Origin of the sequence: Hymenobacter yonginensis (assembly GCF_027625995.1) — a bacterium.
GTDB lineage: Bacteria > Bacteroidota > Bacteroidia > Cytophagales > Hymenobacteraceae > Hymenobacter > Hymenobacter yonginensis.
The window spans coordinates 25929-51735 of record NZ_CP115396.1 but is presented as its reverse complement, the minus strand read 5'-3'; the positions used below and the strand labels follow the sequence as shown (position 1 = coordinate 51735).

Sequence of the window (25807 nt, the reverse complement as noted above, 5' to 3'; positions counted from 1 at the left end):
CCGCTATGCGCCCAATTCGAAGCATTCTGCTGCTGAGTTGCTGGCTGATTTCGGCGGTAGCCTGGGCCCAGACGGGCCCGGCTACCGCCGATTCGCTTTCCAGCCTCGCTAGTCCGCCCGCCAACAGCCTTTCTACCACCGGCGGCGTGCGCTACGTGGTGCTGCAGCCCGGCAGCGGCGCGCCTTCAACCCGCGTGGCGGTATACTACCAGGGCTTTCTGCCCGATGGCCGGGTGTTTGACAGTACGCTGGCCCCGGCCAAGCCGCTGCGCCTGCGCGTAGGCCGCGGCGAGGTTATCCGGGGCTGGGACGAACTGTTGGGGCTACTGCCCCCCGGCAGCCGCGTGCGGGCCTGGATTCCGGCCCACCTCGCCTACGGTGCCCAGGGCGTCCGCTCGCCCGACGACGACACCCGCTACCTGATTCCGCCCGATACTGACCTGCGCTTCGATATCGAGCTGCTGCCGGCCCGGTAGTGCTGTGGCCCGGACTTCAGTCCGTAGCCCGAACCAGTGCTGCACTTCCGTGGGGCTACGGACTGAAGTCCGGGCCACTTTCATTTTCTTTCTTCGTAATTATGCCTCGTTTGATTTATTGCTTACTGCTGCTCCTGCTGCCGGGACTGGCCGCCGCCACGCCCCAGCAGGGCACGCCGGCCCCGTTCGGGCGCACGCCTTCGGGCTTCGAGTACCGCATCTACCGCCTGCAAAGCGGCCGTTACACGCTCCGCACCGACGTGGTAGCAGCCGGCGACACGGCTTATGCCCGCCGTATAGGTAAGGTGCTGTCGGCGCATGTGCAGTACCGGACCGGCAAGGATTCGGTGCTGTTTAGCTCGCGCCGGCAGCTGCGCACGGCCCTGCTACTGCCCTTGCCGGAGCTGAAAACCAAAGGCGGCATCGAAGAGGCCATGGCTTTGCTGCAGCCCGGCGACTCGGCCACGTTCCGGTTCCAGGCCGATTCGGTATTTCAGAAGTCTTTTCGGCAGCCGGTGCCGCCGCCCGTGCGCGCCGGCGGCAACGTGCTGGTCATGCTCGTGAAGGCCAACAAGATTCTGACGGCGGAAGGCGCCCGCGCCGAGCAGGTTCGCCTGGCCGAGGAAGCCAAGAAAAAGGAAGCTGCCGAAGCCACGCAGCGCCTGACCAAAGACATTGCCGCCATCCAGGCTTACGCCGTACGTAATAAGCTAACGCTGCTGAAAACGCCCGGCGGCACGCACTACGTCATCACGAAAGCCGGCACTGGCACCAAGCCCGTGAAAGGCCAGACGGTTTCGGTGCTCTACAAAGGCGCCCTGCTCAGCGGCAAGGTCTTCGACTCATCGGAGAAAAACGGCGGCCAGCCCATCCAGTTTCCGATTGGCGTCGGGCAGGTGATTCCGGGCTGGGACCAGGCCATTCCGCTGCTGCCCAAGGGCAGCAAGGCCATCCTGCTCATCCCCTCGGCCCAGGCCTACGGCCCCCGCGGCGCCGGCCCCGACATCCCCCCCCACTCCATCCTGCGCTTCGACGTGGAGCTGCTAGACGTGAAGTAGCAGCCTGCAGCCTGTCATTGCGAGGAGGTACGACGAAGCAATCCTTCCTCTCGCGGCAGACTATTTCCTGACAGCAAAGCCCTCCGGCAATAGGTTACGAACCTACTGCCGGAGGGCTTTTCACTTAGGGTAGCTTCGCTCTCAGAGAGGAAGGATTGCTTCGCTCTGCTCGCAATGACAGAGGAGGACAGCGCGGCGCCTTACTCGGCCAGCACTTCCGAGAGGATGGCCAGGGAGCGAACCTCGCCCAGGTGCTCGACGTGGAGCTGGTAGTAGCGGATGAGCACGGCCAGCAGCTCGCGGCGGACGCGGCCGTTGGGAATGGCGGCGTGTGCGGGGTCGCGCAGCAGCTCATCGAAATAGTGGTCGAACTCCTGCAGGCGCAGCACGGCGGGGCCGCTGCTCTGGCTGGTGGGCAACGTGGTCCCAAAGGCCACCTGCGTGGTAATTTCCTCGCCCCGCTCGGCCCCGAAGCCCAGGTAGCGGGCCAGTTCCAACAGAAACGTGAGCGTGAAGTTTTCGGTGCCGCTTTCCTGCTGATCGAAGGCCAGCAGGCTGTCGTGCAGAAACGCAAACAGGGGCTCGTTTTCCTCTTCTTCCTTCACCGTGTGGCTCAGGATTTCGGACAGCACCAGCGCCACGCTGCTTTTCTGCACGTCGTACGGAATGTGGGCGTAGGGCTCGGCGCAGCGGAACTCGGAGAGGCGCGTGAGGCCGCCGGTACGCGAGGTGTAAGCCACCAGCTCCAGCTGCGTCAGGGGCTGAAACAGGGCAATCCGGCCAGGCGGCTTGGCTTTGCGCACCCCGTTCACCACGTAGCTCTGCACCCCCAGCCGCTCGGTGTACACCCGCGCAATAATGCTGGTTTCGCGGTACTTGATGTAGCTCAGAACGATGCCGCGGGTTTTGATGAGCATAATGTAAATGGTTAAATGGCTGAATGGTTGGATGGCTGGTCGTTCAATGTATCAGAACGACCAGCCATCCAACCATTCAACAATTAAGCAATTGAATTACTGCTCCACTACGGCGATTTTGCTTACGCAGCCGTTCTTGCCGTCGGCATCCGACGAGAGCACCAGGTACACACCCGACTGCACCTTACGGCCGTTGTAGTCGGCCAGGTTCCAGATGACGGTGCCGCCGGTGGCGGTGGTCTGGTAGACGAGCTTGCCCGTTACGTCCGTGATTTTAACGATGCCGTTGTTGGCCAGCCCCGACACGCCCACCTGGCCCGTGAAGTTGGTGCGCACCGGGTTCGGCGACACCTGGGCGCAGTCCTTGGGCACGCCCTCCGTGATGGTGGCCGAGCCGCGGTACGACACCACGCCGCCCGGCGTGGCCACGAATACCTCGCCGGTTTTGTCGTTCACGGCCACGTCCGTAATCTGGTTGCTGGGCAGTGGGCTGTTTTCGGTGGTGAAGTGCAGCAGCATCTTGGTGGCGTTTTCGTCGAACAGCCACAGGCCGCGGTCGGTGCCGAACCACTTGCGGTTAGCTCCATCGATGGCAATGGAGCGCACCACTTCCTCAATCAGGGTCGGGAAACCGTTCAGGAACGGCGTGGTGAAGACTGGGTTGGGGGTGGAAAACGCCGAGCTGGGGTCGTCGATGAGGGCCACGCCCTTGTCGGTGGTGGCCCAGATGGCGCCGCGCCGGTCCTTGGCCAGCGCAAACACGGTGTTGGACGGCAGGCCATTGCCCTGCGTGAAGTACACGGGCACGCCCTTGTTCACGTCGTCGTAGGCCATCAGGCCGGTGCCGCCCTTGCGGGCCTGCGTCATCCACACCGCCCCGAAGTCATCGAGGGCCAGCCGGTCGAGGTTGTCGAAACCGGGGTAGAACGGTGCGGTGCGCCAGGTATCAGTGGCGGGGTTGAGCACGTGCAGGGCCGAGCGGCCCGGCTGCTCGGGGTGGCGCGAGGCCACCCACACGTTGCCCTCGGCCGACACGGCCACGTCGGTGACGCGGGTGTAGGGCGCACCAGGAATAGCGCTGACCAGCGGGCTGTTGGCGGGCGTATACTGCTTGAAGTCGCCGGGGCCTTTCCAGCGCAGCAGCCCGTCGCCGTAGCTGCCGATGTAGAGCGTGCCGTCGGGGGTGCGGGCGCCGCGGGTCAGGTCCTTTAAATTGGGGTAGTCGGCGCGGTTGGGGTAGGCCTCTTTGGTGACGCTGGTCCAGCGCCCGTCCTTGAACTCGTAGAAGCCCTGAAACTGCTCACTCTGCACGTAGGAAGCCGTATTAAAGCCGCCCGTAAACACGTCCACGGTGTTCCGGCGCGCATCGGCCAGCAGCCCGAAGGCCTCCTTGCTCTGCGGCGCATTCGGCATGAACTGCTCGAACGTGGTACGGTCGGTGGTGCGGAGCAGGCCGCGCTGCTCGTCGGCCACGTAGATGGCGCCGTCGCGGCTGCGCAGGGCGTTGATGGGCACCGGCACGGCGGCATTGCGCAGCACCGTGAGGGCATTGGTGGCGGTATTCAGCAGCGACACCTGGCGGCCATCAGTGATAAGCAAACCGGCGCGCGACGAGGTGAGGCTGCGGTACTGGTCGGCGTAGACCGTGGCCACCGGCTCCCAGGTGGTGCCGGAGCGGTAGCGCAGCAGCCCCCCGAAGTTGCGGCCGGCCAGCACCTGCCCGTTGTGCGTGACCAGCGTGCGGAACGTGCCGTCGGGCGCGGGCACGTCGAGGTTCCAGGAGCGAAAGTCGGCGAGGTTGGCGCTCAGGCTGGCGCGCAGCAGGCCCTTGTCGGTGGCCGCAAACACGAAGCCGCCCACGGTGGTGCTGGCGTACACCTTCACGGCCACACCCAGCGGCCCGATGTTGACGTAGGTGTCGCGCACCTCCAGCCGGTTCATGTCCAGCACCAGCAGCCCAAAGTCGCAGGCCAGGTAGCCCCGAGCGCCGTTGAAGTGAATGTGGTTGACGGTTTTGGCGCCCGACAGCTGCTTGCGCTGGATGTCGCTGACGTTGCGCACCCGGCCACCGTCGGGGCTGAGCAGGTCGAGGTTGGCGTCGCGATAGGCCACCAGCAGCTGCTGGCTCAACGAGTCGTAGGCCAGGGTTTGCACGCCCACGCCGTTGAGTCCGTCGCGGCGCGAAAGCACCGTGGTGGTACTGGTTTCCTTGTCGAAGTAGTAGAAGGCGTTTTCGGCGGCCACGTAGATGCGGGGCCCGGCATCGGCCAGCACCCGCGAGTTGCTGGTGGGCAGGTGCAGCTGCCAGTCGCCATAGCCCACGCCCTGGGCCTGTCCAGCAAGTGGCGCCGCCAGCAGCCCGGCAAATAGCATCGTACCGAAACCTAACGTGCGTAGCAAACGAATCATGGGCGCAAGGATAGCGAGTAAGAAAATGACCGGCTGCATAACGCCTGCCGCGCGCAATTAGTGCTTGTGGGTGGTGCTGGTTTCGTGCAGGGCCTTGTCCTGCATACCGTCCAGAAAACAGGGGCGGCAGCGGGCCTCATACACGTCGGTTTCCCCGAGCAGGATCTTGTCTTCGGAGGCCGCCATCCGGAACGAGTATGAGGCAATTTCGCCGCAGCACACGCACACGGCGTGCACCTTGGTGACGTACTCGGCCACAGCCATCAGGGCGGGCATGGGGCCGAAGGGCTTGCCCAGAAAGTCCATGTCGAGGCCGGCCACAATCACGCGGGAGCCGCGGTTGGCCAGCTGCACGCACACATCCACGAGACTGTCATCGAAAAACTGGGCTTCGTCGATGCCCACCACGTCGCAGCCGCCGGCCAGCAGCAGGATTTCCTGCGCCACCGGCACCGGCGTGGACCGGATGCTGTTGGCGTTGTGCGACACCACGTCTTCCTGGTGGTAGCGGGTATCGAGGGCGGGCTTGAAGATTTCGACGTGCTGGCGGGCAATCTTGGCCCGGTTCAGCCGCCGGATCAGCTCTTCGGTTTTGCCCGAGAACATGGAGCCGCACACCACTTCAATCCAGCCGCGGCGGGCGGCATCACGGCCATTGCCGACGCGGGGTTCAATAAACAAGTTCGTAGAAAGTAACGGGGTGACGGAGTTTCAAAGCAGGCAGCCAAGCCAGCACCGAGGGGCGGTGAAGCGGCCTGATTCGACAGCCCAAATTACGACTTTAGCGCCGGAAGCCACCACGCTTCGGCGGCAGACTTTCATAGCGGATTTTGTATTCAACAGGCAGTCAGGCGCTCAGCTACTCTGCCGAATAGTGCACGTGCGGTAGCTGCAATGCCACCGGCACCCGGCCCGTTATATGGCCTTCCGGCAGCCGGGCCTGGCAGGTGAGGCGCTCGGTTTCGAGCAGGCGGCCGGCGGCCCGGTAGCGCAACTCGGCGGCAGTGGGCGGCGTTAGGGCCTCGAGGCCGCTCGTGACGAGCAGGCGGCAGGTGGTGCAGCGGCCTTTGGCGCCGCAGGCATGCATCCAGTCGTGGCCGGCGGCTTGCAGGGCCGCGAGCAGCGTGGTGCCGGCGGGCACGGGCACGGCCGAAGCCGCAGGCAGGTTTTGCACGGTGAGCGTAGGCATTTTCCTTAACTTTCTGGCCTGAATCAGGTGTTTTCGATGAACGACAAAGATAGCGCGGCCTTCCGCGAACAATACGGCCGCCGCCTGGCGGCTCAGCTCTGCGACCAGCACTTCGGCGCCCGCCCCACGGCCACCCTCGACGGCCCGGCGGTGCTGCGCTTCACGCCCATCCGGCAGGTGAACCTGTTTGTGGTGCAGCAGCTGCTGGCCCAGTGGACGCAGGAAATGGCGCGCCTACGCAGCCCCTACTTCGATTTCGAGGCCGACGACGTGCGCCAGGCCCTCACGCAGTTCATGAACACGCTGTCTAGGCGCATCAAGCTGGCGCGGCCCGTTTTCGAGCCGCTGCTGGCCCGCGCCGTAGCCGATACGCTGGCCGTGCTGCCCGACCCGGCCGGCACGTTCGAGCAGAAGCTGCTGGGCACCCAGCCCGCCGCCACCCCCGAGCAGCTGCGCGACGCCCTGCGCTACCTCGACGTAGACAAGCTGTTTTACCAGGACTTTCTGGACTCGCTGCCTGCCGGCACGCCCCACGACCGGGAAACCCTGCTCAAGCGGTTTGCGCTCTACCAGGAAGCCAACTACAAGCACCATCAGCCGCTAAACAAGCTGGTGGCCGAGTTCAACGAGCTGCTGCCCCTCACCGAAGACGAGCTGCGCGGCAAGCCGGCGGCCGTGCCAGCCGCCAAGCCGGTAGTGGCTCCGTCGGTAGCGCCGGCACCGGCCGCTGCCCCAGCACCGCCCGTGGCTACCCCGCCGGCTCCGGCCCCAGTGGTCCCTCCCGTACCTGCGCCAGTGGCCGTGCCGGCTCCCACTCCGGTTGCGGCACCGGTATCCGCGCCCAGTCCGGCTGTGCCGGCAGCAGCTCCACGTGTAGCTCCCGCCGCGCCGGCCAGCGCTGAGCCGGCCGCCGTGCCGCTCTACGAGAAGCTGAAAGCCGGCCAACCGGCGGCCACCTCGCTCAGCGAAACGCTGCGGCCGGAGCGCCCCGCCTCCACCCTCGCCGACCAGGCTCCGAAGGTGGAAACGCTGCGCGAGGCCATTTCCATCAATCAGCGTTTCAGCTTCATCAACGAGCTTTTCAGCGGCGAAAACATGGAATACCACGCCGCCATCCAGCACCTCGACACCCTGCCCGACGCCGACAGCGCCAAACGCTACGTCACGCAGGACCTGGCCAGCACCCACGACTGGACCCGCAAAGACGAGCACGTCAGCAAGCTGCTCAAGCTGATTGACCGCAAGTTCGCGTAGGGCCATTTCAGACTATATGTAGGAACGTCATTCCGAGCGGAGCGAGGAATATCGCTGGTATGGTAACATTACTATACCGGCGAGATTCCTCGCTCCGCTCAGAATGACGTTCTTTTTACCCTCCACAATTCCCTAGTCTATGCCCGACTTCTCCCCTCTTCTCCTGCGCTGGCGGCGGCTGATGCTGGTGTATCTGCTGGCGCTGGGGGTGCTGGCCGGGCCCGCGTACACGATGTACGTGCATTATGACTTCTCGCACTCCCTGGACACGCGCAGCTACCTAAGCATGGCGCGGGGGCAGTTTGAGGGTGTGAGCATCACGCGGCGCTACCGGGTGCTGGTGCCGGCCGTGGCGGCCGCCGTGGCGTGGCCACTGGAGCGGGCTTACGCCCGCGTGTGGCCCCAGCGCGCCACTTCCGACTGGCCGCTGCGGCTGGCCTTCTACCTGGTGAACATGGCGCTGCTGGCGGCCACGGGCGTAGTCGTCTTTGAAACCTGCCGGCTCTACGAAGCTACGCCGGGCGCCGCCGCGCTGGCCGTGGTGGCGGTGCTGTGCAGCCGCTGGGCCGTATACATAGCCGGCCTGCCCCTCGTGGACAGCCTGTATATGCTGGTGTTTGCGCTGGCTTTTTACGCGCCCCGGGCCCGGTCGGCGGGGGCGCTGGTGGCGGTGCTGCTGCTGGGGCCGCTGGCCAAGGAGTCGTTTGTGTTTCTGGTGCCGTGGCTGCTGATGTTCGGCCGGCCGGCGCTGAGCTGGCCGAAGCAGCTGGCCGGGCTGGCGCTGGGCGGCGCCATAGCTCTGGCAGTGCGCTACTGGATTGATGCCCGCATTGGCGCGCCGCCCGCGGAAAGCGTGAGCAACGCCCTGGACCACGTGCACAACCTCGTGTACTCGCTCAAACGGCTGCTTTCGGTGAAGGGCGCGGGCGAGCTGTTCAGCGTGTTTGGCTTTTTCTGGCTGGCGCTGCTGGCGGGCTGGCGCGGTCGGCGGCTCTGGCTGGCTTCGCTGGGCTGGCCGGCCGCCGGGCTGGTGGCGGTGGTGCTGGCCCACATGTTTCTGTCCGGCGACCTGGGCCGCATGGGATACCTCGGCGCGCCGGTTTTCGGGGTGGCCTTTGCGCTGGTGCTCACGCACAAGCCGTGGCTGCGCAATGGCACGCCGCCTTCCGCCAAGGCTGGTAGTGAAACGATGTAAGGACGAAGCTCCTGCTGAATTGCCGGCCTTCAGTGCCAAAAGGGCACAGGCGGATGCCTACGCTACTGCACCTGCGTCAGGTACACCCACCCAAACGCCGTAGCCGCCGAGTCGACGCGCACCAGCCGGAAACCCTGCAGTAGTTGGCGCTGGGTGGCATCGTCGCCTTGGGTGAGGCGGGCGCGGTCGAGCAGGCGCGGGCCGTCCAGGGCGTCGGTGTACACGGGCTGGCCGGCGGCCCGGCAGCGCCGCAGCCACGCCCGCAGCCGGGCCGCCGACTGGCCGGGCCGCTGCACCAGCAGCGCCGGAGCCGGCAAGATGTTGGGTGGCCCCACCGGCCGGCCGGTGCGGTAGTGCAGCTGGTTAAGCACCAGGTTGGGGTCGGACAGCAGCCACCAGGCGGTAGGCTCCCGCTCCAGGCGGGCCAGTAGCGGCGCGGTATCGGTGAAACGCAGCAGGTGGGCCGGCAGCAGCCCGAACGTCAGGTTCCAGAGCAGCAGCGCGCCACCAGCCAGGGCCAGCGGCCGGGCCGGCCAGGGCTGCCGCACCAGCAGCAGCGCCAGCAGAGAAGGCAGCATCACCAGAAACTCGGCGTTGCCGGCCGCCCATAGCGCGCAGGACAGGTGCAGCAGCAGAATCAGTAGGTGCGTGCGGCGGAAAGCGCGGTGAGGGGCCGCTTGAGTGGCTTCAGCAGCCAGCGTTGCCGGCTTGTTTTCATCCCCGAAATCAGCTGATGATAGGTTGGCAGACGCAATGCGGCGGCGGCGCCACAGCTGCCACATGGCCGCCAGCATCAGCCCCGCACACAGCAGCGCCACGCCGGCCAGCAGCGGCCAGCGCTGCAGCAGCGCCAGCGTGCTGCCGTGCAGCTGCCCGAAAGTGCGCACCACGCTCACGCCCATCAGCAGCAGCGTGCGGCCCGAAGGCGCGGCGCCGGCGTGGCCGTGGTAGAGCTCATAAAACACAAACTCCCAGAAAGTCCGCAACGTGAACGGCAGCTGCCACGACGGCAGCGCCGCCGCATACGCCAGCGGCACCAGCAGCGCCGGCAGACTGTACCAGGCCGTCGCCACCCACCGCCCCGCCGGCCGCGCCCACAACACCCCAATCAGCAGCCCCAGCCACCAAAACGCATGAATCTGGTGCAGCAGCGCCGCCCCGGCGGCCCAAGCCCCGGCCGAAAGCCAGCCGCGCCAGCCGGTTTCGCCAGCGGCGGCGCGCCACCAGCTGCGGCTGGCCAGCAACGAAAGCAGCAGCGGCAGCACGTAGGTTTCGTTTTCGGTGGCGAAGCGCAGCATCCCGAACGAGCTGCCCGCCAGCAGCAGCCAGCCCGCCACGGGTGTCCTCGGCCCGCTCACGCGCCGCAGCAGGCTCCGCAGCACCAGTAGGCAGGCCCCAAAGGCCAGCGCGTTCAGGGCTTTCAGGGCGGCCAGCGTATCAAGCGAGGCGGGCAGCAGCTGCCGCCAGAGCCAGCCCACCACGTTGTAGAGCAGGTGGTGCGGCAGCAGCAGCTCGTGGCCGTGGCGCACGCAGGCGGCGTAATACCAGGCGTCGGGTGTGGAGTTGTGGGTGGGCAGCAGCAACGCCAACGCCGTAAGCAACAGCACTACCGCCCACTCCTGGGTGGCCGGGGCCTGCGGGCTGAAAGCTGATTGACGGGGCTGCATCTGCAGGCGAAAGTAGCATGAAGCGCCTGCTTCGTGCATAGCTGGGTATGGTCCTCAGATGATTTACCGCGAAGTTTCACTTCGCGAAGCGCGGACCACCAATATGCCAAGAAGGTATGAGAGCATGGCTGTGCGGGCGGTGCGCGCTTCGCGAAGTGAAACTTCGCGGTACACGTGTAGCCGCTTAGTACCGCTCCAGGTCCTGCTTGCGGTAGGCGTCGATGCCCAGCAGGATGAAGAGCAGCACCGTGAACGACCATAGCGAGGAGCCGCCGTAGCTGAACAGCGGCAGCGGAATGCCCACCACCGGCGCCAGCCCGATGGTCATGCCCACGTTGATGGCGAAGTGGAAAAAGAAGATGCTGGCCACGCAGTAGCCGTAGGTGCGCCCGAATACCGATTTCTGGCGCTCCGCTACATACACAATCCGCCCCAGCAGGGCCATAAAGAGCACGATAACCGTAGTCGTGCCCAGCCAGCCCCATTCCTCGCCGATGGTGCAGAAGATGAAGTCGGTGCTTTGCGCCGGCACGAAGTCGAACTTGGTTTGGGTGCCCTGCAGGAAGCCCTTGCCGGCCAGCCCACCCGAGCCGATGGCAATCTTGCTTTGCGTGACGTTCCAGCCTACGCCCAGCGGGTCGGCCGAGGGGTTGATGAGCACCTCAATGCGCTTGCGCTGGTGGGGCTGCAGCACGTTGTTGAAGAAGAAATCCACCCCAAACACCATCCCAATCACCACCGCCCACACGCTGATCGTCACGGGCAGGTGGTGGCGCAGCACCTTGCTGTTGAAGGCCAGCACCGCACCCAGCACCACCGTAAAAAAGCCCACCAGCCACAGCTTGGGCACCAGCAGCGCCAGAATCAGGATGATAGCGGCGGCGGCCAGAATTACCAGAATCAGCGGCGACATGCCCTCACGGAAGTAGGCCAGCAGGAAGGCGGCAAACACCAGCGCCTGCCCGGTTTCGTTGGCGGCCAGAATCAGGAGCGGCGGCAGCAGCGTGAGGCCGGCCAGCACGGCCTGGTCGCGGAAGTTCTGCTGACGCAGGTTGATACTGGCCATGTACCTCGACACGGCCAGCGCCGTCACGAACTTGGCAAACTCGGCCGGCTGCAGCCGCATCGGCCCCAGCTCCAGCCAGGAGCGCGACCCGCCAATGGGCCGGGCAATGAATGGCGTGACAATAAGCAGCAGAATCATGCCGCCGTAGAGCACAAACGCAAACGTGTCGTAGGCCTTGTAGTCGATGACGACGAGTACCACAATCAGCACCACGGCCGTCCCGATCCACAGAATCTGCTTGAACCAGTCGAACACCATCAGCTGCTGAAAGCTGAGGTTGCCGAACAGGCTGCCGTCGGTGGGCGCGTCGGGCGAGTAGCTGGCCGCGTACACGCTCACCCAGCCCAGCAGCACCATCAGGGCATAAATCCCGACGGTAACCCAATCGATGCTGCGCGAATATCTGGCTGGTGAAGCGGACATGATGAATTCAGAAGGCGGCTGTCATGCTGAGCTTGCTGAAGCATCTCTACCGTTAGTAACTCATTCGTTACAACGAAGCGGTAGAGATGCTTCGGCAAGCTCAGCATGACGTTCTTTTTAATTGACTTAGTGTTTTCGGATAAAGCTTTCGGCGGGGCGCTGCAGCCAGGTTTCCCAGCGCTTGCGCCAGGGAGCCACGTCGCCACGCAGGTATTTCTCCATCATCAAGGCGGCCATAGGGGCGGCGGAGGAGCCCCCGAAGCCGGCGTTTTCGATGAACACGGCAATGGCAATCTTGGGGTCTTCGGCGGGCGCGAAGGCGGCGAAGGTGGCGTGGTCGGCGCCGTGGCGGTTTTGCACGGTGCCTGTCTTGCCGGCCACCGAAATGCCCACGTCCAGTAGCGAGGCATTGTTGCCGGTGCCGCCGCGCCCGTCTACCACCTGCTGCATGCCCGGCACAATGGATTCAAAGTACTGCGGATCGACGGCCGTGACGTGCCGCTGCCGATACTGCGGCAGCGGGCCGCCCGTGCCGATGCCTTTCACGAAGTGCGGCGTGTAGTAGTAGCCGCGGTTGGCAATGATGGCCAGCATATTGGCCATCTGCAAACCCGTAACACCCATTTCGCCCTGCCCGATGGCGAGAGAATAGATGGTGCGGAAGTTCCAGCGGTGGAAGCCGTAGGCTTTGTCGTAGAAGTCGGAAGTCGGAATAAGGCCCTTCTTTTCCTGCGAGATGTCCACGCCCAGCTTGTCGCCCAGCCCGAAGGTCATCACCTGCCGGCGCCACTCACTGTAGCCCAGGCGGGCATCTTCGAAGCGGTTGGTGGAGCGCCCGCGCAGCACGGCCGAGCGCATCACCTGGTAGAAATAGGGGTTGCAGCTGTTTTTGATGGCAATGCTGACGTTGTGCGGGTACTCGTGGCGGTGGGTGCAGCGCACCAGCTTCCAGTTGCAGTCAAACGGCGTGTTGGGCGTCACGACGCCCATTTGCAGCGCCACCAGCTCGTTTACTAGCTTGAACACCGAGCCGGGCGGGTAAGTGGCCATCAGCGGGCGGTTGAACAGCGGCTTGGCCGTATCCTGCAGCAGCTCCATGTAGCGGTTGCCCATGCCCTTGCCAGTCAGCACCGACGGCTCGAAGCCCGGCGCCGACACCATGGCCAGGATTTCGCCGGTCTTGGGGTCGAGGGCCACGATGGAGCCGCGCTTGTTCTGCATCAGCATCTCGCCGTATTTCTGCAGCTCAATGTCGATGCTGGTGTGCAGGTCCTGCCCGGCCACCGACAGCGTGTCGTACTCGCCGTCGCGGAACGAGCCTTTCTCGATGCCGCGCACGTTCACCATGCGGTATTGCACGCCGCGCCGCCCCATCATCTGCGGCTCATAAAACGACTCCAGCCCCGAAATGCCCAGAAAATCGCCGGGCAGGTACTTGGCGTATTTTTCCTTTTCCAGAAACGCCGGCGTGATGGCGCCTACGTAGCCCAGAGCGTGGGCCATGTTTTCAGTGCGGTAGGAGCGCGCCATGCGGGCCTTGATGCTGAAGCCCGGGAAGTCGATGAGGTTGTCCTGGATGGCGGCCAGCTCGGGCGTGCTCAGGTTTTGCACCAGCGGCGAGGCCTTCACGCGGGAGTAGGCGCGGGCCGTCTGCAAACCCAGGCGCACCTCTTCCAGCGGCAGCTGCAGCAGCTGGCAGAAGCGGGCTGTATCCAGCTGCTTCACTTCGCGCGGTACCACCATCAGGTCATACACGGGCATGTTCTGCACCAGCAGCTGGCCCTTACGGTCGTAGATGAGGCCACGGTAGGGCACCTGCACGATGCGCTGCAGCGTGTTTCGGTCGGCGGCCAGCTTGTAGCTGCCATCCAGCACCTGAATGTAGAAAAGCCGGCCCCCAAACGTGAGGGCTACGGCCAGAAAAATAGCCAGCACCACAAACCGGCGCCCTTCTAGGTATTGCAAAGCGGTGTGTTCTGAGAGAAAAGCACTTACGGCCAACGGGCCGGATTCACAAAGATAACACACTTATGGGGCGGAATAGTGCGCCACCAGCCCGTCATGCAGAGCATGTTGCGCCTAGAGCAAGGCCGAAGCATCTCGCATGCTGACGTCTCAATGGCACTCCTGAGTCAGCACGCGAGATGCTTCGCCTGCGGCTCTGCATGAAGGGCTGTTGCTCCACTACTTACCTGCCGCGCCGCTTGGTGGGGAAGAAAATCAGCTGGATAATCAGCAGCGTGATGCCCGTAAACAGGGTGCTGACCACAATCTTGGCCAGCGTGAGGCCAAACGAACGGAAGCTGCCCAGCTCCAGCAGGAAAAATGCCAGGTGGTGTAGCCCCACCAGCAGGCCCATGTACACCAGAAACCACTGCCCGCCCATCTGGTGCACGTTCACCGAGTCCTGAGCCTCGTAGCCGTCGCGCGGGGTGAGCAGGCGCAGCACCCAGGGGCGCAGGTAGCACAGCAGCACCGCCGAGGCTGCGTGCACGCCGCCGGTGTCGTAGAACATATCCATGAGCAGGCCCGTGCCGAAGCCCAGTACCAGCTGCAGCACAATGGGCGTGCCGATGGGCAGAAACAGCAGGAAGCCCAGGTAGAAAAAGCACCAGCCCAGATCAAACAGCACCAGCTTGCTCACCAGCAGCATGTGCACGGCCAGGTAGAACCCAAACCGCAGCACTTGGATCAGCAGCGCACCTACTCCTTTCATGGCTGCTCCTCCCCTTCCGGCTTCATGCCCGCTTTCAGTTCCAGCGTATCCCGCTCGGCCTTGGGCCTTGGGTTCACCACGTACACGTAGGTTAAGTTGGCGAAATTGACGGCCAGCCGCACCCGCACCGTCCAGAAGTTCTTATCGGGCTCCTTCACAAAGCCGTCGATAGTGCCCACCAGCACGCCTTCCGGGAACACCGCGTTGTAGCCCGAGGTCACGACGGTGTCGCCGCGCACCAGCTTGTTCTGGCGCGGGATGTTGTCGAGCAGCGCGTGCGTGGGGTCGTCGCCGAGCCAGCGGATGCTGCCGAACGTGTTGTCGCGCAGAATCTTGGCCGAAATGAAGGTTTTGGAGTGTAGCAGCGAGGTTACCGTGGCGTAGTTTTCGCTCACCACCTTCACCCGGCCCACGATGCCGGCCGCGGCCAGCACGCCCATGCCCGGCCGCAGCCCTTGCCGGGTGCCCACGTTCAGGGTCAGGTAGTTATCCACGCGGCGCAGGGTGTTGTTGAGCACCCGGGCCGGAATCAGCGGGTAGTCGGGGTTGCGGGTGGGCAGCGGGCGCAGCCCCAGCAGCAGCGAGTCGGGGTAGGCAAGGCCGGCCAGGCGGGCCTGCGAGGCGCTGTCCTGCTGCACGGGCAGGCTGCGCGCCTCGCGGCGGCTCACGTCGGCCAGATACAATTGCTGGCGCAGCGCGGCGTTTTCCTGCACCAAACCCTGGTTGATGCTCACCAGCCGGAAGTAATCGTAAATCTGCGTCCGGGTGTCGAGCACCTGCCCGACGTAGGCATTGGCCGAGTTAAAGAACGCCGCCCGCTGGTAAGTGCTGTTGCGAATCAGCAGGTACAAGCTGGCCACCTCCAGCAACGCAAACACGAGCATCCCCCGGTAGCGAAACAGAAAGGCGAGCAGATTACGCATGGATTGAAGTGTTAAATGGCTGAATGGTTAAATGGTTGGTTGTTCCGGATACTTCTCTGGAACGACCAACCATTTAACCATTCAGCCATTTAGCCATTAAGTCAGCAGCACGCTGCGGAAGGCCTGGATGTTTTTGATGGCCGCGCCGGTGCCGCGCACCACGGCGCGCAGCGGGTCTTCGGCAATGTGGATCGGCAGCTTGGTTTTGGCGGCCAGGCGCTTGTCGAGGCCGCGCAGCAGGGCGCCGCCGCCGGTCAGGTGAATGCCGTTTTCGTAGATGTCGGCCGACAGCTCGGGCGGCGAAATCTCCAGCGCCTTCAGCACGGCTTCCTCAATCTTGGCCACCGACTTGTCGAGGGCAATGGCAATTTCCGACGACGTTACCTTGATAACCTTCGGAATGCCGGTCATCAGGTCGCGGCCGCGCACTTCAAAGTCGGGCGGCGTCACATCGAGCTCGGTGAGGGCCGCGCCTACTTCAATCTTGATGCGCTCCGCGGAACGCTCCCCGATCAGCAGGTTGTGCTGGCGGCGCATATAGTCGAGAATATCCTGGTTGAACACGTCACCGGCCGTCTTGATGGACTGGTCGCAGACGATACCCGACAGGGCGATTACCGCAATTTCGGTGGTACCACCCCCGATGTCGATGATCATCGAGCCTACGGGCTGCTCCACGTCGATACCGATGCCGATGGCGGCGGCCATGGGCTCCTGAATCATCCAGACTTCCTTGGCGCCGGCGTGCTCGGCGGAGTCACGCACAGCGCGCTTCTCTACCTCGGTGATACCCGATGGAATGCAGATGACCATGCGGTGCGACGGCTGAAACAGCCGCGTCCGGGTGTCAATCATCTTAATCATCCCTTTGATCATCTCCTCGGCGGCGTGGAAGTCGGCAATTACGCCGTCTTTCAGGGGGCGGATAGTCTTGATATTGTCGTGGGTCTTTTCGTGCATTTGCTGCGCTTGCCGGCCCACGGCAATTACTTTATTGGTTGTGCGGTCTTTGGCGATGATGCTCGGCTCGTCCACCACGATTTTGTCGTTGTGGATGATGAGCGTATTGGCCGTTCCCAGGTCGATGGCAATATCGCTGGTGAGGAAATTAAAGAAACCCATTGGTTAACGGCGGCAAGTGAATGAGTACGGGGCGTTTGCACCCGCACAAAAAGTGGGGGCAAAAGTAAGCAAGTTTCGGGGAAGCCCCACGGTTGGTGTTATCAAACTGAAACTGCAGGCCGCCTAATCCGTCCCACGTAGGGAATCCGTTATCCGGCGGCTGGCGTCCCCAACGCCGCCCGGCCCGCCCAGATTGTCCGGGCAGGCCGGGCGGCCCGTATTTTCCGGTTTCCTGGCCGCCGGCAGCTGCCTGCTACGCACAAAACGCCCCGCCGCGGCCAGAGCCACGCCGGGGCGTTTTCAGTTTCAGCACAGACGCCGTTGAACTATAGGCGCCTACTTGTCAGGCTAGTGCTTGAAGTGGCGCACGCCGGTGAGCACCATGGCCATGCCCAGGCGGTTGCAGGCGTCGATGCTGTCCTGGTCTTTGATGGAGCCGCCGGGCTGCACCACGGCCCGGATACCCGCCTCGCCGGCAATTTCCACGCAGTCAGGGAAGGGGAAGAAAGCGTCGGAGGCCATCACGGCTCCCTGCAGCTCGAAGCCGAAGCTGCGGGCCTTCTCGATGGCTTGGCGCAGGGCATCTACGCGCGAGGTCTGGCCCACGCCGGACGCCAGCAGCTGGCCGGCCCGCGCCAGCACGATGGTGTTGCTCTTGGTATGCTTGCACACTTTGAGGGCGAATTCCAGCGCTGCCACCTCGTCGGTTGTCGGCGCCGACTCGGTTACGGTGCGGAACTCGGCGGCGCCTTCCACCTGGCGGTCGAAGTCTTGCTCAATCACGCCGTTGAGCAAGGTTTTGATTTGCTTGGCCGGGAACTGCACCGGCTTCTGGCGCAGCAGAATGCGGTTTTTCTTGCTTTGTAGGATGGGCAGCGCGTCGGCCTCAAACTCCGGCGCAATCAGCACCTCAAAAAACAGCTTGTTCAGCTCTTCGGCCGTAGCGGCGTCCACGGGCTTGTTTACGATGATAACGCCCCCGAACGCTGACACCGGGTCGCAGCTGAGAGCGTTGAGGTAGGCCGTGTGCAGCGTGTCGGCCTGGGCGATGCCGCAGGCGTTGGTGTGCTTGAGGATGGCGCAGGCTGCCGGGCCCTGGGCGTCGAACTCCTGCATGAGCAGCACGGCGGCATCCACGTCCACGAGGTTGTTGTAGCTGAGCTGCTTGCCGTGGAGTTGGTCGAAGAGGGCGTTCAGGTCGCCGTAGAAGGTGCCGGCCTGGTGCGGGTTTTCGCCGTAGCGCAGGGCGGTGGCGGGCTTCTCGCTCACCTTCAGGGCAGCGGCGCTCAGCTCCGTGCCCTGGGCCATGTACCGGAAAATCTGGGTGTCGTAGTGCGAGGTAGCCTCGAAGGCGGCGGCAGCGTAGTGGCGGCGGTCGTCGAGGTCGGTGGCGCAGTTTTTCTGGGTCAGCAGCTCGGTTACCGCCGCGTATTGGTCGCGGGAGCTCACCACCAGCACGTCGCGGAAGTTTTTGGCGGCGGCGCGCAGCAGCGAGATGCCGCCGATGTCAATCTTCTCGATAACGTCGGCCTCAGCCGCGCCGGAAGCTACGGTTTCCTCGAACGGGTACAGGTCCACAATCACCAGGTCGATGGGCGGAATCTGGTGCTGGCTGGCTTCCTGCTGGTCGCCGGCCTCGTGGCGGCGCTGCAGAATGCCGCCGAATACTTTGGGGTGCAGCGTTTTCACGCGGCCGCCAAACACGGCCGGAAAGCCCGTCAGGCTCTCCACAGCCATCACCTCGGCGCCCTGCTCCTCAATGAACTGCTGCGTACCGCCGGTAGAGTAAATCGTGACGCCGTGCTGCTTGAGCAGCGCCACCAATGGTTCGAGGCGGTCTTTATAATATACAGAAACGAGGGCGGAGCGAATGGGCTGCGACATGGTAGCAATAAGTTGGTGAAGGGGTGAAACGCGCCGCGAAGGTAGGGCCGCCAGCGAAAGCAGCGGTGTTACCGAATTATTATGTGCGTCCGGCGGCCAATTCTTCCGGGCGGATTGTGGAGGCAGCCCGCGCCGATATCTTTGCGGCTGCTCGCTACCATTTTATTCCTCTGGTTTTAGTGAAACATCTTTTTCTGCTTGCCGGCGCCTGCCTGGCCTCAGCCCTGGGATTCGCCCAGTCGGCCACCAACTACAAACCTGGATACTTGGTAACCATGCAGGGCGATACGCTGCGGGGCGAAATTGAGCTGACCCGGTTTCCGTCGGAAAACGGCGTGCTGCTGCGGGCGGCCGGCACCACCACTCCCGGCAAGGCCTACCTGCCGCTCACCACGCGCCTGGTGCAGCTAGACAACGGCCAGCGGCTGGTGCGGCGCAAGCTGGTACTGCAGCGGCGCACCCAGGTGGTTACGCACATCGTGGGCGACTCCCGCGACTCAATCGGCGTGTTTGTGCAGCAGCTAACCACCGGCGCCGCCCGCCTCTACCGCCTCGACTACAACCTGGTGCCCAGCACCGGCACCGCCTTCGAGCACACCAAGCGCGAAACACAGTTTTTCCTGATGGAAACGGCCCCCAGCGGCCTGCTGGTGCTGGAGCAGATCAACTTCCGCCCCATGCTGCAGTCGGTGTTTGCCGGCTGCGCGCCCGCCCTGGAGCAGTTGCCGCGCACCAAGTTTGAGGAGGACGCGCTGGTGAAGCTGGCCCTGGCATACAGCAGCTGTGCCCCCGGCCTGCCTGCCACCGACCTGCGCCCGGCCCCCGAGCCGGCCCCCAAAAGCCAGCTGCTGCTGGGCGTCCGGGCCGGGGCAGCTAGGCATACGCTCAGTATCGGCAACGAGCCGCGCCTGGCCCGCTCCAAAGCCGAGCCGCTCACCGACTGGCAGGCGGCCGTGTACGCCCGCCTCGTGCGGCCCGGCCGGGCCGTATCGTTTGGGGCGGGGCTGCAGTACGGCAAGCGCCGCACGCGCTACGCCTCCGACTACGTGGTGCCGGTTGGCTTCACCAATGCCGGCCAGCAGTTTGCGCTGGCCGCGGAGTTTGAGGTGCAGGCCCTGCAGCTGCCGGTGTGGGTGCAATGGGGCGCAAAGTCGGGCTACGGCTTCTACGTGGGGGCCGGGGCAGTGCCGGGCCTGCACCGCCAGGGCCACCTCGTTTCCGATGCCCTGCGCTCTGTGGTTGACCCCGGCAGCTTCTCGCCACGCGCCGTTGCTGAGCGCGTAACCGACGAACGGTTCGACAACGGCTCGGTGCTGACGCTGGGCGGCCAGCTCACCGCCGGCTTCCGGCCGCGTCTGGGCGCCGGCAAGCTCACGCCGGTGCTGGAAGTGCAGTATGAGCGGGGCAAAGAGCTGCGCGACGACCAGTTTCTGAACGGTGCCGCCTACGATGGCCTTTCGGTGCGGGTGGGCGTGGAGTTTTAAGTAGCAACCTAGCAGCTCTCCACCCTGGCAACCAAGCCGCTTGCCGCTGCCTGTACCATACAGCCGTGCTTTATGAAATACTTCCTTCTCTTTGGCGGCTGTGCATTGCTGGCTCCTGCCCCGCTGCACGCCCAGAAAGCCACTCCCTATAAGCCCGGCTATGTGGTTTCCCTGGCCGGCGACACCGTACGGGGCTATGTGCTGCCCCCTACGGCCCGCACCATGGGCATGAGCCTGCGGTTTCGCCTGCAGCCCACTGACCCGGACATACTATATCCACTCAAAACCGTGCGGGGCGCTGGCCTGCAGGCCGGCAAAACCTACCGGGTGCGCAAGCTTCAGCCCGTCGTTGGCCGCGACACCCTGCGGCTGCTGTTTCAGCCCTTGGCCGTTGGCTCGCTCACGCTGTATCGCCTCGATTACGAGATACGCAACAGCGACGCCAGCGCCCTGAACGGCACCCGCTACGAAAACACGTTCTATTACCTGGAACAGGGGAATAATGCGCTGGTCCTAGTGCAAGCCGGCTCGTTTCGGCAGGTGTTTGGGGGGCTGCTGGCCACCTGTGCGCCCGGCCCCGTGACCGGGCGCTTCGACGAGGCCAATCTGCGTCGGCTGGTGAGCCTGTACAATGCCTGCGGTGGTTCGCCACCTGCCACCCGTCCCTGAGGCCGCGTACTGTGCCCGGGAAATCAGCTTGAACTTAATGAGGGATTAGCAGTAAAAACGTGTAGTTTTTCCCGGTTCCTCTATGTTTTCTGATTCCTTCACCAGCCCGCCGCAACCGGCGCCCACGGCACCGGCCCCCGAAGTTGCCGCCGCCCTGGCGCCCCGCCTGCTGGCCCAGGCCCCAGCCTCCGACCAGGTGGGCGGCTTTCCCGTGCAGGAGTTCGGGTGGCTGCGCGAAGCCGGCCTGCTGCACGCGCCGCTGCCGGCCAGCCTGGGTGGTACCGGCCTCGGCGAGCCTGGCCAGACGCTGCCGCTGCTGCGGGTACTGCGCCACATCGGGCGGGGCAACCTGGCCGTGGGGCGCGTGTACGAAGGCCACGTGAATGCCCTGCAGCTGCTGCAGCGTTTCGGCCGGCCCGGGCAGGTAGCCGCCTGGGCCGCCGACGCCGCGGCCGGCCACCTGTTTGGCGTCTGGAATACGGAGGCGCACGATGGCGTGAAGCTGGAGCCTTTGCCTGACGGCCGCTACCGCCTGCTGGGCAGCAAAACCTTTGCCTCAGGCGCAGGCCACGTTACGCGGCCTTTGCTGACGGCGGCGCTGCCCGATGGCGGCTGGCAGATGCTGATCTTGCCGGCTGACACGCAGCAGCCGACCCTGGACGCCAGCTTCTGGCGCCCGTTGGGTATGCGCGCCTCGGCCAGCTTCCGCGTCGACTTCACCGGGCTGGAAATCGGGCCGGAAGACTTGCTGGGCGAGCCCGGCTCCTACTATCAGCAGCCGACGTTCAGCGGCGGCGCTATCCGGTTTGCGGCGGTGCAGTTGGGTGGAGCGGAGGGCGTGTTCGATGAAACCCGGCGCTTTCTGCAGCAGCTGGGCCGCACCGACGACCCGTATCAGCGCCAGCGCCTCGGCGAGATGGGCGTGCTGATCGAGTCGGGCAACCTGTGGCTGCGTGGCGCCGCCGACCACGCCACGCGCCCCACCGCCGAAACCGACCCCGAGGCGACGGTAGCGTATGCCAACATGATGCGGACGGCCGTGGAAGAAATCTGCCTGCGGGTGCTGCAGCTGGCCGAGCGCTGCGTGGGGGCCCGCGGCCTGCTGCAGCCCGAGCCCTTCGAACGCCTGCACCGCGACCTGACCCACTACCTGCGCCAGCCCGCCCCCGACGCGGCCCAGGCCGATGTCGGCCGCTTCGTACTGAGCCGGCCCGAACCCACTTACCAGCTGTGGAATGTCTGACGCCATGGCCCTCGATTTCCGCGCCCTGCCGCTGCGGTCTGCCTCCTACGCGGCTTCCCTGGGGTCTACGGCCGTCATAGCCCCGCACCCCGACGACGAAAGCCTGGGCTGCGGCGGGCTGCTGGCGCTGCTGGCCCGCGCCGGGCTGCCGGTGTGGTGCGTCCTCGTGAGCGACGGCACCATGTCGCACCCAAACTCCCGGAAATTTCCGGCGCCGCAGCGACAGGCAATTCGGGAGCAGGAGCTGCGGGCTGCCCTGGCCGAGTTGGGCGTGGGCCCGCAGATGCTGCTGCCGCTGGGGTTGCCCGATGGGGCCGTACCCACCCCCGACACGCCAGCCGGCGCGGCCGCCGTGCAGCGGCTGACCGCCTTTTTCCGGCGCACCCGGCCGGCCACGGTGCTGGTGCCCTGGCGCCGCGACCCGCACCCCGACCACCGCGCCACCAGCTTGCTGGTGCGGGCCTCGCTGGCCGAGCTCACGCAGCCGCCCCGGCTGATCGAGTACCTGGTCTGGGCCTGGGAACGGGCCACGCCGGCCGATCTGCCGCAATCCGGCGAAGCCACCGGCTGGCGCCTAGCCATTGAGCCGGTGCTGGCGCAGAAAACCCGGGCCATTGCCGCGCACCGCTCCCAGCTGGCACCAGGCGTGTTTGACGACGACCCCACGGGCTTTCTGCTGGCCGAAAGCATGCTCGCGCATTTTCGGCAGCCGTATGAAGCCTATGTGGAAGTAACTCACTAGAGCGCCACGCTGACGCAGCTTGTGCTCCACAAACTCAGGCCTTAGGCTGACTGCCTTACCTTCAGCGTGCACCTCCCATCATTTTCCGCCTATCTCCGCTATGAATCCCAACCAGCCCACCACGCTGCCGCCCGACTACTTCGACGCGGTGTACCACGCTAATGCTGACCCGTGGAACTTCGAGGCCAGCGCCTACGAGCATGCCAAGTACGCCGACACCTTGGCGGCATTGCCTGCGGAACGGCTCTATGAAAGCGGCTTTGAGGTTGGCTGCTCGTTGGGAGTTCTCACCGAAATGCTGGCGCCCCGCTGCCGGCATCTGCTCTCTATTGATGTAGCGGAAGCGCCTTTGCAGCAGGCACGGCAGCGGTGCGCGTATCTGCCGCAGGTGGAATTTCAGCGAATGGCCCTGCCTGCCGGCTTTCCATCGGACCGTCAGTTTGACTTGGTAGTGCTTTCGGAAGTCGGGTATTATTGGGCCTTGCCCGATCTGGAGCGAGTAGCCACGGCGCTGCTGGCGGCGCTGCAGCCGGGCGGGCACCTGCTGCTGGTGCACTGGACGCCCCCCGTGCACGACTACCCCCTCACCGGTGATGAGGTGCACAACTTCTTCCTGGCCCAAACCGGCCCGAATGCCCCCCTGATGCACGTTCACGGGCACCGGGCCGAACAGTACCGCCTCGACCTGCTAAGCCGCAACTAGCGCTGATTTACAGCAGCCCGCAGATGCACTGCCGGGCTTTCCGCCGCTGCCGCATAGCGTTCTGACAACCGTCGAAGCTCCAAAATGGCCTGCGAGAGTGGCACCAGACGCTGCCGCCGCCACCGGGCCCGATGGCGCACCACCCATTCCCACAGCGCTCCGAAAGAAGTAAATACGGCTACCTGCTGCGCCAGCGCGCCGGCGGGTACGCTCAGGGCCGCCGCCAGCTGCACGCAGTGGGGCGCACGGGCAGGCGCGGAATGGGCGTGTGTCCACAGCTGCCGCAGCTGCCGGCGGGCCTGCCAGTCGGCTACCAGGCTGGCGCCGCTTTCCACTAGCGGCTCCTGCTGCTGGCGGAGCAGGCTGGCCCATTCACGCAGCTGCCACGACAAGCCTACCGCCACCCGGCCCTGGTGCCGGCCGGAGGTGCTCACGCACACTTTGGGGCTGTGGCGTAGGCGCAGGTCGTGGCGGCGCAGGGCCTGCCACAGGGCTTCATCCTCCAGATACGGCACCACGGGTAGCCCGCCCACCTGGCGGTAGGCAGCCACAGTAAGCGCCAGGCTGGCCCCGAAATGCTGATGATGGCGCGGCCACCCATCAGCCGGGTCGGGGTCGAGCAGGGTTTCGAGGCGGGCCCGAAGCAGGCGGTAGCGGGCATCGAGCAGGTGGGTGCGCCGCACACAGATTTCCCCGGAAGCGGCTTCCGGATAAATCCGGCCGCCCACGGCATCGGCGCCGGCGGCAAACTCTGCCTGCGTGGCAGCCAGCCACGTGGCGGCTACGCGCGTGTCGGCGTCGGTGCTGGCAATGATGCCGCGTGGGCCGGCGGTTTGCTCGAGCCGGCGGCAGGCTTCGTCCATGAGCAGGCGGCGGGCCCGGCCTACGTGAGCCTCGGGGGCGGCCAGCGTGGCTTCTGCTACCTGCACCGCTATGTGGGGGTGCAGGCGCGCAAAACTGCGCACCACCTCGGCGGTATGGTCGTGGCAGTTGTTGGCCAGCACCAGCACTTCGTAGCTGTCGTAGGGCAATGGCTGGCCGTGCTCATCTACCTGAGCGGCCAGCGCCGCCAGCGTTTCGGGCAGCTGGCCAGCCTCATCTTTGGCCGGAACAATGACGCAGACCGCCAACGTAGCGGCAGGTGGCGCCAGATGCTGCCACAAACCGGCGGCAGCCGGGCTGGCTGGCACCGCCGGGCAAGACGATATAGATGAGGCGGCAGTAGGCATCAGGTCATCTTCTACGCAAACACCAGCCAGACGATGACTTGCTGGCCGCATTTGGGCGTGCACCGCATCTTAAGTCTTGAAAACAATACACTTGCAACAAAAAAAGCGTCTCTCAGCAAGCTGAGAGACGCTTTTCAAAAGGAAACCGGATAAGCTAGAAAGCTTCACCCACGGCAAAGTAGATGCTCGGAGCCGTGTCGGTGCCGCCGGCATAGTCCAGGCGGATGTTGAGCCGGTCGCGGCGGTTGAAGCGGAAGCGCAGGCCGGCGCCCCCGGCGTAGCGGGTCTGGTCGAAAGCGTAGTCGGAGAGCTTGTAGCCCACTTGGCCGGCCCCGGCGAATACGGCCCCATCAATACGCCAGAACAGTTTCTGCCGAATTTCAGCCTGGAAGGTCATCATCTGCCGGTCGCGGAAACGGGTTTCGTAGAGGCCGCGCATCAGGCCGGCGTTGTTGTAGAGGGCACCGCCGAGGTTGGCACCCAGGCCGCCCAGCTCGCGGAACGGCACAGTGCCGGAGTGGAACGAACCGAGGTAGTTGAGGGCCAGAATGGTGTTGTTGGAGCCAAACAGCGGCCGGAAGTGGCGGGCGTCAACCTGGTAGCGCGTGAACTTGTAGTCGGAGCCGATACCGTCGCCGTTGAAGAGCATGTGCGCGTCCACGAACGAGCCACGGTAGGTTGCCAGCACGTTGTCGCGGCCGTCAAACAATACGGCCGGGCCTACGCCTGAAATCCGGGTGTCCTGTCGCTCGCGGGCCGAAATGCGCGGGTCGCGGGTGAAGTAGTTGGTGCCGCCGTTGTCGGCGTTGCCCTGGGGCTCGATGTCGGTGGTGTTGGTGAAACGGTAGCGCACACCGGCAAACAGGTTGGGCGCCACCCGCTTCATGGCCTTCTGATCGAAGATGATGAGCGTGTAGGCCAAGTCCGACTCGTTATCCTTGGAGTTATCGTTGCCGACGCCGTAGTAGAACAGCTTCTGGTCGTAGCGGCTCAGCTCGCCGGTGAAGAAGAACTTCTCCCCGGGCGTGAAGATGGTGTGCGTCAGCTGGATGGTGCTCTGCTTTTCCTGCGAATACCAGGCAATCAGACGGGCATTGGACTTGCGCACCGTGGTATCGGTGCCGAAGCGCCACACCGGCAGAATGGCCGCGCCGGCCGCGAAACCGGTTTCCTGCTGATAGAAAGCAATGGGAACTGGGATAAAGCTGGGCTTGTCGCTGGGCGCGAACAACGACTTCTTGGGTTTTTCGGCAGTGGTGCGGCTGAGGCCGGGCGCAGGCGCCGAAACGCTGTCGGTTGCTACCTGGGCATTACCAAGCCGGGCCAGCAGACACAGTGCCAGCGGCATGTAGAGAAAGCGCATAAAGAGCTTCGAAAAGAGGGAAGAAAATGGGTTTGGAGGCTGCTTTTCAACCAATATCCGGGATACCGGCAGCCT

The 25807-nt window shown here is 64.7% G+C and carries 22 protein-coding genes; 9 read left to right on the top strand and 13 right to left on the bottom strand.

The genetic code is table 11. The features are described 5' to 3' along the window. Positions 1 to 5 precede the first annotated feature (5 nt). Both O9Z63_RS00210 and O9Z63_RS00205 read left to right on the top strand, forming a co-directional pair. Complete coding sequence (locus O9Z63_RS00210) at positions 6 to 476, top strand: FKBP-type peptidyl-prolyl cis-trans isomerase (protein WP_270127226.1); 471 nt, start codon at positions 6 to 8, stop codon at positions 474 to 476. Positions 477 to 577: 101 nt separating this feature from the next. Next, a complete protein-coding gene (locus O9Z63_RS00205; RefSeq protein ID WP_270127225.1) occupies positions 578 to 1534 on the top strand; it encodes an FKBP-type peptidyl-prolyl cis-trans isomerase in 957 nt (318 codons plus the stop codon). Between the two features lie 200 nt (positions 1535 to 1734). Here O9Z63_RS00205 and recO read toward each other — a convergent pair whose 3' ends face one another. The 4 genes from recO to O9Z63_RS00185 form a co-directional block, all read right to left on the bottom strand. Next, a complete protein-coding gene (recO, locus tag O9Z63_RS00200; protein WP_270127224.1) occupies positions 1735 to 2451 on the bottom strand; it encodes a DNA repair protein RecO in 717 nt (238 codons plus the stop codon). A gap of 96 nt (positions 2452 to 2547) precedes the next feature. After that, positions 2548 to 4860, bottom strand: coding sequence for a type IX secretion system anionic LPS delivery protein PorZ (gene porZ, locus O9Z63_RS00195; RefSeq protein WP_270127223.1), 2313 nt, complete (start codon positions 4858 to 4860; stop codon positions 2548 to 2550). Positions 4861 to 4917: 57 nt separating this feature from the next. Next, entirely contained in the window at positions 4918 to 5541 is a 624-nt protein-coding gene (locus O9Z63_RS00190; protein WP_044014312.1) for a thymidine kinase, read from the bottom strand. Positions 5542 to 5719: 178 nt separating this feature from the next. Continuing rightward, a complete protein-coding gene (locus O9Z63_RS00185; protein ID WP_270127222.1) occupies positions 5720 to 6049 on the bottom strand; it encodes a 2Fe-2S iron-sulfur cluster-binding protein in 330 nt (109 codons plus the stop codon). 36 nt (positions 6050 to 6085) lie between these two features. Between O9Z63_RS00185 and O9Z63_RS00180 the strand changes: the two genes are divergently transcribed. Next, entirely contained in the window at positions 6086 to 7303 is a 1218-nt protein-coding gene (locus tag O9Z63_RS00180) for a hypothetical protein (protein ID WP_270127221.1), read from the top strand. A gap of 139 nt (positions 7304 to 7442) precedes the next feature. Next, a complete protein-coding gene (locus tag O9Z63_RS00175) occupies positions 7443 to 8498 on the top strand; it encodes a hypothetical protein (protein ID WP_270127220.1) in 1056 nt (351 codons plus the stop codon). 62 nt (positions 8499 to 8560) lie between these two features. Here the strand turns inward: O9Z63_RS00175 and O9Z63_RS00170 are convergent, their stop codons facing one another. The 7 genes from O9Z63_RS00170 to purH all read right to left on the bottom strand — a co-directional run bounded on the left by O9Z63_RS00170 (position 8561) and on the right by purH (position 18299). Continuing rightward, a complete protein-coding gene (locus O9Z63_RS00170; protein WP_270127219.1) occupies positions 8561 to 10165 on the bottom strand; it encodes a hypothetical protein in 1605 nt (534 codons plus the stop codon). A gap of 184 nt (positions 10166 to 10349) precedes the next feature. Beyond that, complete coding sequence (gene rodA / locus O9Z63_RS00165; RefSeq protein WP_044014322.1) at positions 10350 to 11654, bottom strand: rod shape-determining protein RodA; 1305 nt, start codon at positions 11652 to 11654, stop codon at positions 10350 to 10352. Positions 11655 to 11780: 126 nt separating this feature from the next. Further along, positions 11781 to 13619, bottom strand: a complete 1839-nt coding sequence (gene mrdA, locus O9Z63_RS00160) for a penicillin-binding protein 2 (protein WP_270127218.1) — start codon at positions 13617 to 13619, stop codon at positions 11781 to 11783. A 223-nt stretch (positions 13620 to 13842) separates the two neighbouring features. Next, positions 13843 to 14370: a hypothetical protein gene (locus tag O9Z63_RS00155; protein ID WP_270127217.1), complete on the bottom strand. Its 528-nt coding sequence runs from the start codon at positions 14368 to 14370 to the stop codon at positions 13843 to 13845. After that, positions 14367 to 15293: a rod shape-determining protein MreC gene (mreC, locus tag O9Z63_RS00150; protein ID WP_270127216.1), complete on the bottom strand. Its 927-nt coding sequence runs from the start codon at positions 15291 to 15293 to the stop codon at positions 14367 to 14369. The genes O9Z63_RS00155 and mreC overlap by 4 nt, the downstream gene beginning before the upstream one ends. 96 nt (positions 15294 to 15389) lie before the next feature. Beyond that, positions 15390 to 16415, bottom strand: a complete 1026-nt coding sequence (locus O9Z63_RS00145) for a rod shape-determining protein (protein WP_044014329.1) — start codon at positions 16413 to 16415, stop codon at positions 15390 to 15392. Between the two features lie 348 nt (positions 16416 to 16763). Further along, positions 16764 to 18299: a bifunctional phosphoribosylaminoimidazolecarboxamide formyltransferase/IMP cyclohydrolase gene (purH, locus tag O9Z63_RS00140; protein ID WP_270127215.1), complete on the bottom strand. Its 1536-nt coding sequence runs from the start codon at positions 18297 to 18299 to the stop codon at positions 16764 to 16766. 179 nt (positions 18300 to 18478) lie between these two features. Between purH and O9Z63_RS00135 the strand changes: the two genes are divergently transcribed. The 5 genes from O9Z63_RS00135 to O9Z63_RS00115 all read left to right on the top strand — a co-directional run bounded on the left by O9Z63_RS00135 (position 18479) and on the right by O9Z63_RS00115 (position 23140). After that, positions 18479 to 19783, top strand: a complete 1305-nt coding sequence (locus O9Z63_RS00135; RefSeq protein WP_270127214.1) for a hypothetical protein — start codon at positions 18479 to 18481, stop codon at positions 19781 to 19783. A gap of 72 nt (positions 19784 to 19855) precedes the next feature. Continuing rightward, on the top strand, positions 19856 to 20452 hold the full coding sequence (locus O9Z63_RS00130; protein ID WP_270127213.1) for a hypothetical protein: 597 nt from the start codon (positions 19856 to 19858) through the stop codon (positions 20450 to 20452). 82 nt (positions 20453 to 20534) lie between these two features. After that, complete coding sequence (locus O9Z63_RS00125) at positions 20535 to 21695, top strand: acyl-CoA dehydrogenase family protein (protein ID WP_270127212.1); 1161 nt, start codon at positions 20535 to 20537, stop codon at positions 21693 to 21695. Next, positions 21688 to 22437 carry a PIG-L deacetylase family protein gene (locus tag O9Z63_RS00120; protein WP_270127211.1) on the top strand — a complete coding sequence of 250 codons (750 nt, stop codon included), beginning with the start codon at positions 21688 to 21690 and terminating at the stop codon, positions 22435 to 22437. Before O9Z63_RS00125 ends, O9Z63_RS00120 begins: the two co-directional genes overlap by 8 nt. A 100-nt stretch (positions 22438 to 22537) precedes the next feature. Further along, positions 22538 to 23140, top strand: a complete 603-nt coding sequence (locus O9Z63_RS00115) for an SAM-dependent methyltransferase (RefSeq protein WP_270127210.1) — start codon at positions 22538 to 22540, stop codon at positions 23138 to 23140. Here the strand turns inward: O9Z63_RS00115 and O9Z63_RS00110 are convergent. Together O9Z63_RS00110 and O9Z63_RS00105 are read right to left on the bottom strand one after the other, a co-directional pair. Then, on the bottom strand, positions 23137 to 24369 hold the full coding sequence (locus tag O9Z63_RS00110; RefSeq protein ID WP_270127209.1) for a glycosyltransferase: 1233 nt from the start codon (positions 24367 to 24369) through the stop codon (positions 23137 to 23139). The two genes, O9Z63_RS00115 and O9Z63_RS00110, sit on opposite strands and share 4 nt — an antisense overlap. A gap of 154 nt (positions 24370 to 24523) precedes the next feature. After that, positions 24524 to 25732 carry a BamA/TamA family outer membrane protein gene (locus O9Z63_RS00105; RefSeq protein ID WP_270127208.1) on the bottom strand — a complete coding sequence of 403 codons (1209 nt, stop codon included), beginning with the start codon at positions 25730 to 25732 and terminating at the stop codon, positions 24524 to 24526. Between the last annotated feature and the right edge of the window lie 75 nt (positions 25733 to 25807).

Excerpts from the sequence above, each read along its gene's own strand:
- O9Z63_RS00210 (WP_270127226.1), top strand. The coding sequence starts at position 6 with ATGCGCCCAATTCGAAGCATTCTGCTGCTGAGTTGCTGGCTGATTTCG.
- O9Z63_RS00205 (WP_270127225.1), top strand. The coding sequence starts at position 578 with ATGCCTCGTTTGATTTATTGCTTACTGCTGCTCCTGCTGCCGGGACTG.
- recO (WP_270127224.1), bottom strand. The coding sequence starts at position 2,451 with ATGCTCATCAAAACCCGCGGCATCGTTCTGAGCTACATCAAGTACCGC.
- porZ (WP_270127223.1), bottom strand. The coding sequence starts at position 4,860 with ATGATTCGTTTGCTACGCACGTTAGGTTTCGGTACGATGCTATTTGCC.
- O9Z63_RS00185 (WP_270127222.1), bottom strand. The coding sequence starts at position 6,049 with ATGCCTACGCTCACCGTGCAAAACCTGCCTGCGGCTTCGGCCGTGCCC.
- O9Z63_RS00180 (WP_270127221.1), top strand. The coding sequence starts at position 6,086 with ATGAACGACAAAGATAGCGCGGCCTTCCGCGAACAATACGGCCGCCGC.
- O9Z63_RS00175 (WP_270127220.1), top strand. The coding sequence starts at position 7,443 with ATGCCCGACTTCTCCCCTCTTCTCCTGCGCTGGCGGCGGCTGATGCTG.
- O9Z63_RS00170 (WP_270127219.1), bottom strand. The coding sequence starts at position 10,165 with ATGCAGCCCCGTCAATCAGCTTTCAGCCCGCAGGCCCCGGCCACCCAG.
- rodA (WP_044014322.1), bottom strand. The coding sequence starts at position 11,654 with ATGTCCGCTTCACCAGCCAGATATTCGCGCAGCATCGATTGGGTTACC.
- O9Z63_RS00155 (WP_270127217.1), bottom strand. The coding sequence starts at position 14,370 with ATGAAAGGAGTAGGTGCGCTGCTGATCCAAGTGCTGCGGTTTGGGTTC.
- mreC (WP_270127216.1), bottom strand. The coding sequence starts at position 15,293 with ATGCGTAATCTGCTCGCCTTTCTGTTTCGCTACCGGGGGATGCTCGTG.
- O9Z63_RS00145 (WP_044014329.1), bottom strand. The coding sequence starts at position 16,415 with ATGGGTTTCTTTAATTTCCTCACCAGCGATATTGCCATCGACCTGGGA.
- purH (WP_270127215.1), bottom strand. The coding sequence starts at position 18,299 with ATGTCGCAGCCCATTCGCTCCGCCCTCGTTTCTGTATATTATAAAGAC.
- O9Z63_RS00130 (WP_270127213.1), top strand. The coding sequence starts at position 19,856 with ATGAAATACTTCCTTCTCTTTGGCGGCTGTGCATTGCTGGCTCCTGCC.
- O9Z63_RS00125 (WP_270127212.1), top strand. The coding sequence starts at position 20,535 with ATGTTTTCTGATTCCTTCACCAGCCCGCCGCAACCGGCGCCCACGGCA.
- O9Z63_RS00120 (WP_270127211.1), top strand. The coding sequence starts at position 21,688 with ATGTCTGACGCCATGGCCCTCGATTTCCGCGCCCTGCCGCTGCGGTCT.
- O9Z63_RS00115 (WP_270127210.1), top strand. The coding sequence starts at position 22,538 with ATGAATCCCAACCAGCCCACCACGCTGCCGCCCGACTACTTCGACGCG.
- O9Z63_RS00110 (WP_270127209.1), bottom strand. The coding sequence starts at position 24,369 with ATGCCTACTGCCGCCTCATCTATATCGTCTTGCCCGGCGGTGCCAGCC.
- O9Z63_RS00105 (WP_270127208.1), bottom strand. The coding sequence starts at position 25,732 with ATGCGCTTTCTCTACATGCCGCTGGCACTGTGTCTGCTGGCCCGGCTT.